Source organism: Methylobacterium sp. Leaf100 (assembly GCF_001422845.1).
In the GTDB taxonomy this organism is placed as follows: Bacteria; Pseudomonadota; Alphaproteobacteria; order Rhizobiales; family Beijerinckiaceae; genus Methylobacterium.
In genome coordinates, this window is record NZ_LMMW01000027.1 from 17031 (window position 1) to 31175 (window position 14145).

Annotated in this window: 13 protein-coding genes and 1 pseudogene; 6 read left to right on the plus strand and 8 right to left on the minus strand. The window is 69.4% G+C overall.

All coding sequences use genetic code 11. The annotated features are described in order from the left end of the window. Positions 1–355: 355 nt before the first annotated feature. A complete protein-coding gene (locus tag ASF25_RS14315) occupies positions 356–979 on the plus strand; it encodes a phosphatase PAP2 family protein (RefSeq protein WP_056305374.1) in 624 nt (207 codons plus the stop codon). A gap of 65 nt (positions 980–1044) precedes the next feature. Continuing rightward, positions 1045–2622 carry a gamma-glutamyltransferase family protein gene (locus tag ASF25_RS14320; RefSeq protein ID WP_056305376.1) on the plus strand — a complete coding sequence of 526 codons (1578 nt, stop codon included), beginning with the start codon at positions 1045–1047 and terminating at the stop codon, positions 2620–2622. 132 nt (positions 2623–2754) lie between these two features. Here the strand turns inward: ASF25_RS14320 and ASF25_RS23365 are convergent, their stop codons facing one another. The 3 genes from ASF25_RS23365 to ASF25_RS22765 form a co-directional block, all read right to left on the minus strand. After that, on the minus strand, positions 2755–2931 hold the full coding sequence (locus ASF25_RS23365; protein ID WP_156368985.1) for a hypothetical protein: 177 nt from the start codon (positions 2929–2931) through the stop codon (positions 2755–2757). Positions 2932–3120: 189 nt separating this feature from the next. After that, a complete protein-coding gene (locus ASF25_RS14325) occupies positions 3121–3855 on the minus strand; it encodes a Crp/Fnr family transcriptional regulator (protein WP_056305378.1) in 735 nt (244 codons plus the stop codon). Positions 3856–4693: 838 nt separating this feature from the next. Then, positions 4694–4861, minus strand: a complete 168-nt coding sequence (locus tag ASF25_RS22765; protein WP_156368986.1) for a hypothetical protein — start codon at positions 4859–4861, stop codon at positions 4694–4696. 289 nt (positions 4862–5150) lie between these two features. On the opposite strand from ASF25_RS22765, the gene ASF25_RS14330 reads away from it, so the two are divergent. The 3 genes from ASF25_RS14330 to ASF25_RS14340 all read left to right on the plus strand — a co-directional run bounded on the left by ASF25_RS14330 (position 5151) and on the right by ASF25_RS14340 (position 8498). Next, on the plus strand, positions 5151–6842 hold the full coding sequence (locus tag ASF25_RS14330) for a methyl-accepting chemotaxis protein (protein WP_056305381.1): 1692 nt from the start codon (positions 5151–5153) through the stop codon (positions 6840–6842). 177 nt (positions 6843–7019) lie between these two features. Next, positions 7020–7949 carry a transporter gene (locus tag ASF25_RS14335; protein ID WP_082502732.1) on the plus strand — a complete coding sequence of 310 codons (930 nt, stop codon included), beginning with the start codon at positions 7020–7022 and terminating at the stop codon, positions 7947–7949. 207 nt (positions 7950–8156) lie between these two features. After that, positions 8157–8498, plus strand: coding sequence for a hypothetical protein (locus tag ASF25_RS14340; RefSeq protein ID WP_056305383.1), 342 nt, complete (start codon positions 8157–8159; stop codon positions 8496–8498). Between the two features lie 269 nt (positions 8499–8767). Here ASF25_RS14340 and ASF25_RS14345 read toward each other — a convergent pair whose 3' ends face one another. After that, the gene (locus ASF25_RS14345) at positions 8768–9199 is read right to left on the minus strand and encodes a hypothetical protein (protein ID WP_056305385.1); all 432 of its coding nucleotides are present in this window, start codon (positions 9197–9199) and stop codon (positions 8768–8770) included. Continuing rightward, entirely contained in the window at positions 9196–9963 is a 768-nt protein-coding gene (locus ASF25_RS14350) for a hypothetical protein (protein WP_244473026.1), read from the minus strand. The genes ASF25_RS14345 and ASF25_RS14350 overlap by 4 nt, the downstream gene beginning before the upstream one ends. A gap of 365 nt (positions 9964–10328) precedes the next feature. Here ASF25_RS14350 and ASF25_RS22770 point away from each other — a divergent pair, with 365 nt between their 5' ends. Then, positions 10329–10490 (plus strand): hypothetical protein, encoded by a 162-nt coding sequence (locus ASF25_RS22770; RefSeq protein ID WP_156368987.1) that lies wholly within the window; start codon positions 10329–10331, stop codon positions 10488–10490. Positions 10491–10511: 21 nt separating this feature from the next. Here ASF25_RS22770 and frc read toward each other — a convergent pair whose 3' ends face one another. From frc to ASF25_RS23655, 3 genes and pseudogenes are all read right to left on the minus strand, one after another. After that, positions 10512–11786 (minus strand): formyl-CoA transferase, encoded by a 1275-nt coding sequence (gene frc, locus ASF25_RS14355; RefSeq protein ID WP_056305387.1) that lies wholly within the window; start codon positions 11784–11786, stop codon positions 10512–10514. Positions 11787–12050: 264 nt separating this feature from the next. Continuing rightward, positions 12051–13796 carry an oxalyl-CoA decarboxylase gene (oxc, locus tag ASF25_RS14360; protein ID WP_056169474.1) on the minus strand — a complete coding sequence of 582 codons (1746 nt, stop codon included), beginning with the start codon at positions 13794–13796 and terminating at the stop codon, positions 12051–12053. 255 nt (positions 13797–14051) lie between these two features. Further along, positions 14052–14145: pseudogene (locus tag ASF25_RS23655) on the minus strand (IS5/IS1182 family transposase); the annotation flags it as partial.

The window sequence follows — 14145 nt, forward strand, 5'->3', positions numbered from 1 at the left end:
AATGGGTCCGGTGCTTTCCGCTGGCGGGGGCGCTTCGGACGGCCCCCTGTCGCGCGGCCATGTAGGGCGCGCCGCGCGCCGCACCCTGTGACGCAGGGACTTACGGGACGCAGGGACTTACGGGACGCAGGGACTTACGGGACGCAGGGACTTACGGGACGCAGGGACTTACGGGACGCAGGGACTCGGGACGCAGGGACTTACGGGACGCAGGGACTTACGGGACGCAGGGACTTACGGGACGCAGGGACTTACGGGACGCAGGGACTTACGGGACGTAGGTACTCCCGGGACGCAGGCACTCACGCGCCGCAGGGACCCGTCGAACGGAAACACCCCGGCCGCGTTGAGACGCATGCTTGACCGTGAGAGAACCCCGGCCCGGACCCGCGACACCCGGCTGCTGCCGGGGGAGGCCGCCGACATCGCCCTCGGCGTCGGCCTCGCCACGGCCAAGGACCATCGGGCGGTCCGCACCCTCGGGAGCCTGAGCGAAGTCGGCGCCTGGGAGGTGCTGTTCGCGGTCTCGGCCGCGACCTGGGCCGTGGGCGCTGCGCGCGGCGACGCCCGGCTGGCGGCGACGGGCCGGCACATGCTCGGGGCGGGCCTCCTGGCGAGCCTGACGAAGACCACCCTCAAGCGCCTCGTCCATCGCACCCGGCCGAACGTCCTGATGGAGGAGAACACCTATGCCCGCGGCTGGCTCGGCCCCAACGACGGGCCGTGGCAATCCTTCCCGTCGGGGCATGCGGCGGTGAGCGTCGCGGTGGCGCGCGCCGTTGCCCGGGCGTGTCCGGAGGCGGGCGGCGCGGTCCAGGCGGGGGCCGGCCTCATCGTGGTGGCGCAGGTGTTGCGCGGGGCGCATTATCCGGCCGACGTGGCGGTCGGCGCCCTGATCGGGCTCGCCGCCGAGGCCGCCGTGAACCGCGTCGCCGGACCCGCGACCGACGGCCCTCGACCTCCGGCGCCATCCCGGTAAGGGATTTGCCTGAGGGACTCGCCAGAGAATTTGCCCGTGCACGCGCCCGAGAAGAGGACTGGCCCATGAGAGATTTCGCCCGGCCCGGGCGTTCCCCGGTCCATGCCGGCGCGGCCGCCGTCGCGACCTCGCACCCCCTCGCCTCCCTGGTGGCCGTCGAGACCCTTCGGGCCGGGGGCAATGCCGTCGACGCCGCCATCGCGGCGGTGGCGGTGCAATGCGTCGTCGATCCGCTGATGACCGGCATCGGCGGCGACTGCTTCGCCCTGTACGCCCCGAAGGGCGCCTCCGTCCCCATCGCCCTCAACGGCTCGGGCCGCAGCCCGGCGGCGGCGCACGATGCGTGGTACCTCGAGCACGGCGTCGCCATCGAGCCCACCTCCCCCCATGCGGTGACGGTGCCGGGCGCCGTCGCCGCCTGGAGCCGCCTGCTCGCCGATCACGGCACGCGCGACCTCGCCGCGCTGCTGCGGCCGGCCATCGCCTACGCGGAGGACGGCTATCCGGTGCAGCCCCGCGTCGCCTTCGACTGGGCCCGCAACGCCGCGCGGGTCGCTGCCGATCCGGTCTCGGCCGCGCTCTTCCTGCCCGGCGGCGCGGCGCCGAAGGCGGGCACGCGCATGCGCAACCTGCGCCTCGCCGCCACCCTGCGGCGCATCGCCGGGGACGGCGCGCGCGGTTTCTACGAGGGCCCCGTGGCCCGCGACATGGTCGACCGCCTGCGGGCCTTGGGCGGCCTCCACACCCTGGAGGATTTCGCCGCCGCCGCGCCTGAGATCGTCACCCCGATCACCACGCGCTATCGCGGCTACGACGTGTACGAATGCCCGCCGAGCGGCCAGGGCCTCGCCGTGCTGATGATGCTCAACATGCTCGGCGCCGACGATGTCGGTGCCCTGTCCGAGCTCGACCGGGTCCACCTGTTCGCCGAGGCGTGCAAGCAGGCCTATCACCACCGCGATGCCCTGTTCGCCGATCCGGTGCTCGCCGCCGTGCCGGTGGATCACCTGCTTTCTCAGGCGTGGCACGCGCGGGCGCGGGGCGCCATCAACATGGGCCGGGCGCAAAGCCCCGTGATCTGGCCCGAGATCGCCCACACCGACACGATTTACCTCTGCGTGGTCGACCGCGACGGCAACGCCATCTCGCTCATCAACTCGATCTTCCAGCCCTTCGGCACCGGCATCACCGCGCCGGAGAGCGGCGTACTCCTGCACAATCGCGGCCTGTCCTTCCGGGTCGAGCCCGGCCACCCCAACACCATCGGGCCGAAGAAGCGCCCGATGCACACCATCATCCCGGGCATGCTCATGCGCGACGGCCGCGCGGTGGCGCCGTTCGGCGTCATGGGCGGGCATTACCAGGCCATGGGCCACGTCGAGCTGCTCACCGGCCTCCTCGACCGCGGCCTCGACGTACAGGAGGCCTTGGACGCGCCCCGCAGCTTCGCCTACGGCGGCGGCCTCGAACTCGAGCCCGGCTTCGGCCCCGGCCTCGCGGCGGGCCTCGCCGCCCGCGGCCACACCCCGCTCGCCGCGGCCCAGCCCATCGGCGGCGGCCAGATCATCTGGATCGACCACGCCGCCGGCACCCTCACGGCGGGCTCCGACCCCCGCAAGGACGGCTGCGCGCTGGGGTATTGAACGGACCGCGCCGCGAAGACCGGCGCCGGGTCGATCGACGCCGTCCGGTCTCCCGCGGGGAAATCACGCGGGACCAGCGGCCGGGCGCCGGACCCGTGAGATCGCCCGCGCCCATGAAACGGTGCCGCCCGGTCATCGCGACAACCACAACCCGGCGTACTTCAACGTCGCTCCGTGGATTGGCCACCCATCCTCGTCGGTCACCAGCACGGCGATCGTCCGGCGGTCGCCGTCGCGCGGAATTTCGTCGTGCGCGATCGACGGGAAGCGGTTATGGGCGGCCAGACGGTTTGCGGCGAATGTCCTCACAGACCGTACCGGTATCGTCGTCTTGGATACCCAAGTCTACGCAAATTTCCAATGAACGATACAACATGACAATATTCGACCACGACATCCAAGCATGAGAACTGGAAAGCGCTGATATTGAAAGTGTCGAGTTTCACCATTCGAAGCATCGTCGTCCGGATCGCATGATCTGGCGGCGGTCCCGGCGTCTCACGCGTCCTGGCGCGCGCCGACCCGTTCGAGGTGCAGGTAGTTGGGATTGAACAACGCCAACCGCTCCAGTCCCGGCCGATTGAGGATGGTCAACCGGCGCCCTTTCAGCGTCAGGAGTCCGCGCTGTCGCAACGTCTGCAAGGTCCGGTTGACGTGCACGGGTGTCAGGCCGGTGACCTCGGCGAGGTCCGATTGAGACAGGGGCATGTCGTAGCTGGCGTCCTGCGTCTGCCCGATGCCGCGCAGGCGATGGAACAATTCGCAGAATAGATGGGCCAGCCGCTCCAGGGCGTCGCGTCCGCCGAGGTTGAGGATCCATTCCCTCTGGGTCCCCGCATTCACCAGCGATTCCCACCACAAGGCCCGCGTCACCTGCGGGCGTGCGGACATCATGGCCTCGAACGCCGCCGGCGCGATCTCGATCAGCGTCACGGCGGTGAGCGTGCCGATCGAGTGGTCCATCGCGGACAGCACGAAGACGTTGTGGTCACACAGGTCGCCGGGCAGAAAGAAAGCCACGATCTGGCGGCAGCCATCCGGAAGCTGCTTATAGCGGCAGGCCCAACCCGAAAGGACCAGGCGCACGACCCGTGGGTCTTCACCCTCGCGGATGATGTCCGACCGGGGCTCGTAGTGAAGCATTCGCCCGTCGGTCAGAGCAAGAAGCGCACTGCGCTCTTCGTCGTCCAAGTGCTCGAACTGTTCCAGCTTGACGATAAGCGGATGGTTCATCGTCCGGTCCTTCGTTCCCGGGTGAGATCCGGGTGCCAAACCGAACACGATGTCGCATCTAACCTATGTGAGATCGGCTCACACCAACTTACGTTAGAAGTCCCGCCCTTTCGGATACGATCCATACGGTTCGGCCGCCGTGATCCCGCCCGCGCCTCGACCCCAGGTCCGCTTCCGCGCGCCCACCTGCACACACCGCGCGGCCTCGCGCCGGATGCGGATGGAGTCGACTTGTCCCATCGCGACCAGGCCTACCTGTGGGCTTCCGCTGCGATTCCCGGCAGAACCGCGCCATTCGCGCGCGAGGGGATCGGTTCATTGCTCTGCGGTTTCGTCCTCGCCGATGCAGTCGGCGCTTCGCTCGTGGAAGTCCCGTCCACCGCGCGATCGCGGAACCCATGCGTATCGCCCCCGGCTGGCCTGAACGCACGGACTTCACCAAGCCGCCGGACTTCACCAAGCCGCACGGACAGGTCGGCGTTCGGGTGACAGCACCGAAGCGATTCGTACGGCGCGCGGACTGGCACAGCCGTCACGCGCTCTCATCGCACGGCCGCGATTGCCGTGATGCCCGCTGAGTTCGCGGTTTTCCCCGCGATCGAGCGCGCGGCGACCCAGCCTTCCGCGCGATCGATCCGATGGATGTCTATCGGATTACCGTGTTCGCCAAGGTGATCTCGTGTCGATCCCCCAGGACGTTACGACCCGAAGCGACCACCTGAATGACATCCTGTTCGCTGCATTCACGCCGTGCGCGAAGCTCCAGATCCCTCAGATGTGAGATGAGGGCTTCTCGCACGGGACCGATCCTGGGCGATGGCCGCCCCGACCCTGCACGTCACGTCTTCCGCCAGTGCTCCAATACATCGTCGGTGCGGAAGACATGCGCGGCATCGCGATACCCGTATTCCAGACGGACGACCTCGTCGGCTGTGATCGGGGGAACATCGAGAACCGACGAGGTCGACTGGATGATCTCCAGCCCCATGAGGCTATGGAAAGCCATGATGGTCCGAAATCACCTGGGTTAGCCTCCGCGCGCCAATCCACGGCTGTGGCATGCGCAACGAATGTGTTCGTGATCCGAAGTGCGGTCGAGTGGGTGAAAGTTTCCGATCGATTGCGAATACCAGAAAGATAATGAATTTCGCATTGTATAGCCCTGCGCCCCGCGAAGTACGGGTGTCGATCACGTTCGGAAACGTTTGGTCGGGGCATCACCCGTTAACCCTGCTTTCGTCTCTCGCCGGTACAAGGGGTCGGCCGCTAAAATCCGCTTTCAGCATCAACGAGTTATGTCAGTGACCATTCTTACGTCGATACGGGGCAAATTGATTGCCTGCTTCTCCGTCATGCTTGCGCTGATCTGCGCCCTGGCGGGCTTGGCCTACTTCCAGATCGAGACCATCAACCGGGCGGCGACGGAGATGCGGGCGACGCGGCTTCCGGCGACACAGGCGCTCGGCGGAATCCAGGCCGCGACCCTGCGGATCCGCGTCAACGGCAATCGCGTGCTCTCGGCGCGCACGGCGCAGCAGAAGACCGAGGCCCTGAGCGCGATCCAGCAGCGACTGGCCGAACTCGACGGCGTCCGGTCGCGCTACGCCGGCCTGATCCAGGCCCCGGCGACGCGCGATCTGTACGCGAGCTTCGAGCGCCAATGGGCGGCCTATCTCGCGCAGCAGACCGAAGGGTTCCGCCTCGCAGAGCGCGGCGACGTCGAAGCCGCGCAGGAGCAGTACAATTCCACCCTGTCCGACGCGATCCGGGCCATCGTCGCCACCCTGAACAAGCTCGTCGAGTCCGAGATGTCGGCGGCGGCCGCGAGCGGCGTCGAGGCCCAGACCGCCTACGAGACCGCGCGGACGCAGATGCTCGGCTTCCTCGTCGGCGCGGCGATCCTCGCCCTCGGCGCCGTGGTGATGCTGGTCCTGTCGATCAGCCGCCCCCTCGGCCGCATGACGGCCGCGATGGGTCGGCTCGCCGGTGGCGACGCCGCGACGGAGATCCCGGCCGTCGGGCGGCGCGACGAGATCGGCGCCATGGCGGGCGCCGTGCAGGTCTTCAAGGACAACATGCTCCGCGCCCGCGCCCTGGAAGCCGAGACCGCGCAGGCACGCCTCGATGCCGAGGCGCAGCGCAAGGCCGGCATGCGCCAGATGGCCGACGCCTTCGAGCACGCCGTCGGGGGCATCGTCGGCATGGTCTCGTCCTCGGCCACCGAACTCCAGGCGACGGCCCAGACCATGACCGTCACGGCGTCGGAGACGGCGAACCAATCGACGACGGTCGCGGTCGCGGCCGGCGAGGCCGCCGCCAACGTCCAGACCGTGGCGGCCGCCGCCGAGGAGCTCGGCTCCTCCGTGCAGGAAATCGGGCGCCAGGTCTCCGGCTCCTCCGGCCTCGCCCAGATGGCGGTGGGCGAAGCGGACCAGACCATGCAGCTCGTCCAGGCCCTGAGCCAGGCCTCGGCCCGGATCGGCGACATGGTCGGGTTGATCGCCAACATCGCGAGCCAGACCAACCTGCTCGCCCTCAACGCCACCATCGAGGCGGCCCGCGCCGGCGAGGCTGGGCGGGGCTTCGCCGTCGTCGCCACGGAGGTGAAGGAGCTCGCCTCCCAGACCGCGCGGGCCACGGAGGAGATCGGCAGCCAGATCACCCAGATCCAGGGGGTGACGGGCCAGGCGGTGGCGGCCATCGGCTCCATCACCACGCGCATCCGCGAGATCAACGAGGTCGCCGCCTCCATCGCGGCCGCCGTCGAGGAACAGGGCGCCGCGACGCAGGAGATCGTGCGCAACGTCGCCCAGGCCTCCACGGGCACGAGCGAGGTCACGCACAACATCGCCGGCGTGGCGCGCGCCTCCGAGGAGACCGGGGCGGCGGCGAGCCAGGTGCTGTCGGCGGCCTCCGAACTCTCGCGCCAGTCCGAACACCTCGACGCCGAGGTGGCTCGCTTCCTCGGCACCGTACGGGCCGCCTGACCCGGGCGCGACCGGGGGACGGGCGGTCCCCGGATCGATCTGTGACATCCGGGCGACAGGGGGCGCTCGACGCGTGGGCGGACCGGACGAAACACGGCGGTCGGCCCGTCAACTCTGCCGAGGGCTCGTTCGGCCGCGGCGCATTCCGTGCCGCGGACGGCCCCGAAGAGGCGACGAATGATCGGCAGAATCCGCAAGGCCGCCCGCCGGCTCGGAACGGCCCATCTGCGACGGACGGCACGGTCCGGCAGCGCGGCGCTCGTCGCGGGCGTCCTCGGTCTCGGTTCCGGTGTGGCCGAGGCCGCGTCCGCGGCGCAGCCCGGCCAGACCGTCGGCCTTCCCGTCGGGGCGCAGTTGCCCGTCGGCCTCTACTTCGTGAACACCTCGAGCTTCGGCGTGCGGGATACGCGCCCCCTCGGTTCCGAATCCAACATCAACCTGCCGACTTTCCTATGGGCGACGCCCTGGAGCCTGTTCGGCGCCCGGCTGAACCTCGCGGTGATCCAGCCCGTGGTGGCGGCGAGCGCGCGCGGCGCGCCCTACCAGAGCGGCATCGGCGTGCCGCTGATGGCCGCCCAGCTCGCCTGGAAGCTCTCCGACAATTTCGGCGTCAGCTACCTGTTCGGCGGCTACCACCCCGTCGAGACCCGGTTCGTGATCCAGAACGCCTCGCTGAGCCACCGCTTCGCCGCGACCTATTCGGGCGACGGCTGGAATCTCACGGCGAACCTGCTCTACGGCATCTATCTCGACCCGATCTCGCCCCAGGGCGGGGTCTATCCGGACTATCTCAACCTCGATCTCACGGCGACGAAGAAGTTCGGCAAGTGGGAGATCGGCCCCGTGGCCTTCGGCTCGTCCGATCTGCCGACGCGCTTTCCCGGCTACCAGCGTCAGGGCCAGATCGCGGTGGGCGGCCTCGTCGGGTACAATTTCGGGCCCGTGAACCTGCAGGCCTACGTCACGCAGGACGTGGTCGAGCGCAATTACGGCGGGCGCGAAACCCGCGGCTGGCTGCGCGTCATCGTGCCGATCTACAAGGAAGCGACGAACTCGGCCGCCCCCTCCCCCTCGGTCACCGGCCCGGCCAGCCTCGCCCGGCGCTGATCCTCGGCTTTCCGTCCAGCGGGAGGCATCGGGCCCCGCCACGGGGCATCGTGCCCCGCAACGGGGCATCGGGCCGATCGAGGCCCTCGACTTTTCGGGATCGATCGGGCGAAACCGTCTCTGCACGCCTCAAGAGGGGGGCGCGGGGATCGAAGGGCGAGCGGCCGGGGGCCACCACGCGCGCAGTCCCGCGTGGAGAAGACACCGATGATCATCTGGTCCGGCTGGGGCGTCCTCAGCGTCCTCATCGCCGCTATCGCCTTCGCGGGCGGCGTGCTTCTCGATCTCCAGTTGCCCAGGGTCGGCATCCCCGCGCCCACCGGCCTCGTGCTGGCGTGGCTGGTCGGAGCGAGCGCGAACTGGGTCCTGGGCAAGCGCCTCAACGGCCGGCCCGGCCGGGAGATGATCGACGCACGCACGGGGCAGCGCGTCCTGCTGGTCCGAAAGCACACCCTGTTCTGGATTCCGATGCAGTACTACTCGATCCCGATGCTGGTACTCGGCGCCCTGGTGGTGGTCGGCCTCGTCCTCCGGACGCCACCGGCCTGATGCGCCCGGCGGTCACGGCCGCCCGGCGCAATCCGCGCGGCCGCCGTTCGAGCAGGAAGACGCGGTCCGCATCGTCCGGTGGAGCGAAACGCCCCGGCCGCGCGGCATCGGCGGCGGAGGGACAGGCGGCATCGGGGCGGAAGCCGCCCGGCGCCCTCTCCACTTTTCGGCACCCGACGACGTACCGCGCATGGCCGCCATCGGCGAAGTTCTCCGCCCGGGCGCCAGCAGGAGCGGAACGAGAATCGCAAGACGCAGGCGATCGGGTCTCACAGGGTGAACACCGCGACCCAGACCCGGCGCCGCCCCGGGCCCGCGGGGGCGACGACGACTTTCCGGCTGCGCCGGCCCGGGATCAGGGTCTCGCCACCGGCACTGCCCTTCGGCCAGGCGGCGGGCCACCCCGGGAGGCCCGTCCCCAGGATGAGCAGGCCTGGATCGAGGCCGGGCGCGAGACCGTCGGGCACGAGCCGGGTCGCGAAGGCGTCCGCATCCGCCGCCGGCGCGTCGAAGCCGAGGCGCATCAGCCGGTCGATCCCCGCCTCGTTCACCGCGTGGAGGTCGCGGTGGCCGGGCGGCAGGGCGACGCCGAGGAACGCCTCGATCTCCGGAACCGTGGGCGGGCGCTCGGGGGCGCAAGCCCCCGGACCGATCGCCAGGAGAATGCCGAACAGCGCGGCTGGGAGACCCCGAAGAATCACGGCCGCCGCCGGTAGACGCCCCGGAAGGTGACGTTGGCGCCGCCGCAGGCGAGGTTGTCGTCGACGACGAGCCAGGGGCCGAGGCGCCGCAGCCACACCTTGCAGGTGTACGCGTCGGCCGTCTCCACCGGTACGTTGCCGCCCTCGCCCATGGCGAAGCGCGCGGCGTCGCCCGCCGGGACGACCTCGCCCTCGATCTCGCCGGTGTGGACGCCGCCGCGCCGCATCCGCTCGGGGTCGCCCATGCCCCAGGTGGCGTCGCCCTTCACCGCGACGGTGCCGGGTTTGACGCCGGCCGCGAGGCGGATCTCGGCCTCCGCCTTCGTCCAGGTGCCGGACCAGCCCTCCGGGGTGAGGGCACCTGCGGGTTCGTCGGCGACGGCCGCGGCGGGCAGCCACCCGGTCCGGTCGGCCCCGTCCCGGGCACCCGGGTAGGTGGCGCAGACATGGGACCCGCGCCGATCAGTCAGGATCACGCCGTCGCCGGCCACCAGATAGGCCCGCTCGCGGCAGGCCGCCCCCGCCTCGGGACAGCCGTCCTGAGCCAGCCCGTCCTTGAGGAACGCGGTCCGGCCCGCGGCGGTGATGCGCCCGAGGGCCGGGGCCGGACCTTCGGAGAGCGCCGGGACCCGGCGGCATTCGTTGGAATCCGCCCGCGCTTCGTCTGCCGGGACCGCGAGGCCGGGCAGCAGCAGGACGAGGCAGACCGGAACCCGGGCTCCAAACCCGGCCATCCGCGTGCGCCGCACCATTCTGGAGGTCATCCCGTCACTCCGCTCGGACGATGGCTCGGGCGCTCGCAAGACGCTGCGCCCGCGTCCGGCCCCTATCACGCCGCGTGCCGAGGCGTCATGCGGCCGGTCCCAACCGGGCGAACCAGCGAACCGCTGCGCCGTCAGGGTCGGGTCGCGTCATGGCCCGGGCCCAGCGAGAAACCGTCATCGGACCGGACTGTTCGCCACCGGAATCGGGGCCTCGCCCACCGGAAGGCCTGCGCCCCGCCTAGACCGGAACGACCTCCGGGCTCAAGCCATGCTCACCGGACAATGCTGGTGTTAGAAATGTGATATACCAATTTGCGCTGCACCATGGCATAGAAGCGCTGCAACATCACCCGAGGGGACCCGCCATGCTCACCACCGTCATCATCTCGACCGTCAGCCTCATCGCCCTTCAGGTTCTCCTCGTCGTCAAGGCCGCCGATCGCCTGTCGCCCGAGACCGGCACCCGCAGCACCGCCGATCACGCCGCCGCAGCCACCACCGCCGGCCGTTTCGCCGGGATCGCCTGAAAACTCCGACGACACGAAGCCCTACTCGGCGGCGATCCCCACGGGGGCGCCGATGGCGCCGGATCGCGACAGGGCGAGGCATTCGACGGCCGAGTAGCCCAGCACATCGCGAAGAATCTCGTCCGTGTGCTCGCCCAGAAGTGGCGAGCGCGTCACCTCCGTCGGACTCGCCGAGAGCTTGATGGGATTGCCGACGGTGAGGTACGGCCCCCGCGTCGGGTGATCGACCTCCACCACGGTGCCGGCGGCGCGCAGGCCCGGATCCTCCGCGATCTCCTTCATGGAGAGGATCGGCCCGCACGGAATGTGCAGGGCGTTGAGGATCTCCATGGCCTCGAACTTGGTCTTGGCCATGGTCCAGGCCTCGATGCGGGTGAAGATCTCGTTCAGGTGCGGCAAGCGGGCCTTGGGCGTCGCGTAATCCGGGTGGGTCTTCCAGTCCGGTTCGCCGATGACGTCGCAGATCTTTTCCCAGACCGGCCCCTGCGTGATGAAGTAGAGGTACGCGTTGGGATCGGTCTCCCAGCCCTTGCACTTCAGGATGCGCCCCGGCTGGCCGCCCCCGGAATCGTTGCCGGCCCGCGGCACGGCATCGCCGAACGGGATTCCCTCCCCGAACTGACTGTATTCCCGCAGGGGCCCGCGCTCGAGGCGCTGCTGATCGCGCAGCTTGACCCGGCACAGGTTGAGCACCGAATCCTGCATGGCGCAGTCCACCCGCTGGCCGAGGCCCGAATGGGTGCGCTGGTACAGGGCGGTGACGATGCCGAGCGCCAGATGCAGGCCCGTGCCGGAATCGCCGATCTGCGCCCCCGTCACCATGGGCGTCCCCGTGCGGAACCCCGTGGTCGAAGCCGCGCCGCCGACGCACTGGGCGACGTTCTCGTAGACCTTGCACTCCGAGTAAGACCCCGGCCCGAACCCCTTCACCGAGGCGAGGATCATGCGCGGGTTGGCGGCGTGGATCGTCTCCCAGGTTAGGCCCATGCGGGCGAGCGCGCCCGGCGCGAAATTCTCCACCAGCACGTCGCACTCGGCCACCAGCCGCCACAGCACCTCGACGCCCTCGGGCGTCTTGGTGTCGAGGGTGATGGAGCGCTTGTTGTGGTTCAGCATGGTGAAGTACAGGCTGTCCACATCGGGCAGATCCTGAAGCTGATCGCGCGTCGCATCCCCGGCTCCGGGCCGCTCCACCTTGATCACGTCCGCGCCGAACCAGGCCAGCAACTGGGTGCAGGTCGGCCCCGACTGGACATGGGTGAAGTCGAGGATTTTTACGTTTTCGAGCGCTTTCATGGTCTCACCGGGTGATTGAGGCAACATGACGCCGGACGCTGATCCATCGACTCGGGTCGCTTGATCGCGGAGGGCCGATCAATCCGAGGGGACGGCCCTCACACAGCCTACGGGTGACTCGCGTCCGCTCTGCTGAAACGAGAGGGACAGGGTGAGGAATGCGAACTCTCCGAAAAGGTCCCACACCTCACCCCAACCCTCTCCTTCCAGGAGAGGGAGCGCGTCGCGCTTCACGTCGAAACGCGAAGGCTCACGCCGAGCGGATCAGGCCGGCTTCTTGCGGACCGTGCTCTGCGGGTTGAGGCTGCCGATGTTGCCGCTCTCGGTGCCGGCGGCCGGGTCGATGACCGCGTTGATGAGGGTCGGACGGCCGGAATCCATGGCGGCGTTGACGGCCTGGGACAGCTCGTCCGGCGTCGTCGCGTGGACACCGACGCCCCCGAAGGCCTCCATCATCCGGTCGTAGCGCGAATCCGCCACGAAGACCGTGGTGGCCGGATCGCGGCCCGTCGGGTCGATGTCGGTGCCGCGATAGATGCCGTTGTTGTTGAACACCACGATGCAGATCGGCAGGTTGTACCGGCAGATGGTCTCGACCTCCATGCCGGAGAAGCCGAAGGCCGAGTCGCCCTCCACCGCCAGCACCGGGTGGCCGGTCTCGACGGCCGCCGCGATGGCGTAGCCCATGCCGATGCCCATGATGCCCCAGGTGCCGACATCGAGGCGCTTGCGCGGCTTGTGCATGTCGATGATCCCGCGGGCGAGATCGAGGGTGTTGGCGCCCTCGTTGACCAGGATCGCATCGGGCCGCTGCTGGATGATGGTCTTGAGCGCACCCAAGGCTCCGTGAAAATCCATCGGCGCCGCGTTCTTGCGCAGCTTGCCCGCCATCTTGGCGAGGTTTTCGTCGCGCTTGGCCGCGATGGCGTCGGTCCAAGCGGCGGGCGGGGCCGCCCAGCCCTGGCCCATGCCGTCGAGGAGGGCGGCGACGCAGGAGGCGATGTCGCCGACCACGGGCGCGACGATCTCGACGTTGGAATCCATTTCCCGGGGCTCGATGTCGATCTGGATGAACTTCTTCGAGCCGGGCGCCCCCCAGGTCTTGCCCTTGCCGTGGGACAGCAGCCAGTTGAGCCGCGCGCCGACGAGAAGGACGACGTCGGCCTCCTTCAGGACGAGGGAGCGCGCCGCGCCCGCCGACTGGGCGTGGGTGTCGGGGAGCAGGCCCTTGGCCATGCTCATGGGCACGTAGGGAATGCCGCTGCGCTCGACGAGGTCGCGGATCGCGTCGTCGGCCTGGGCATAGGCGGCGCCCTTGCCGAGCACGATGAGGGGGCGCTTGGCTTGTCTGAGCACGTCGAGGGCGCGCTTGATGGCGTCGGGGGCGGGCAGCTGCGCCGGGGCCGGGTCGATGACCTTGACGAGGGACTTGGCGCCGGCCTCCGCGTCCATGGTCTGGCTGAAGAGCTTGGCCGGGAGGTCGAGGTAGACGCCGCCGGGCCGGCCGGACACGGCGGCCCGGATGGCGCGCGCGACCGCGATGCCGATATCGGCGGCGTGCAGCACGCGGAAAGCGGCCTTGCATAGGGGCTTGGCGATGGCGAGCTGGTCCATCTCCTCGTAATCGCCCTGTTGCAGGTCGACGATCTCGCGCTCGGACGAGCCCGAGATCAGGATCATCGGGAAGCAATTGGTGGTGGCGTTGGCCAGCGCCGTCAGGCCGTTGAGGAAGCCGGGGGCCGAGACCGTGAGGCAGATGCCGGGCTTCTGCGTGAGGAAGCCCGCGATGGCGGCGGCGTTGCCCGCGTGCTGCTCGTGGCGGAACGAGATGACCCGCATGCCGGCGGCCTGAGCGAGGCGGCCGAGATCGGTGATCGGGATGCCCGGCACACCGTAAATGGTGTTGATGTCGTTGAGCTTCAGGGCGTCGATGACGAGGTGGAACCCGTCCGTGATCTCGGGCTCGACGGCGGCGTGATCCTCGACGATGCGCTGGGCTAAGGCGGACATGGTTTCCTCCTGGAGTTGTTCTTGGGTTCGTCTTCCGGCGACCGGACGGACGGGTCCGGCCGCGGTCACGCGAGCCCGCACACCGCGCCGGCGACGCGGTGAGGGACGGGATCGGGACACCGATGGCGTCGGCGTCGGGTGTGGAAAGCGTCTGGCGCGACGGATTGCGGCGTTGCTGTTTGCCAGTTCACAAACGTTGGCATACCAAATACCAGTCGTCAAGCAACGCGGGTCGCGAACCTTGCCTAGAGGCTGTTATGAACCGGCCGCGAGTTGAGCGGCCTGTTTGAGCATGAGGCAGACGAAGGCGACGATGTGGAGATCTGCGAGCGTGCTGGGATAGCGCTCG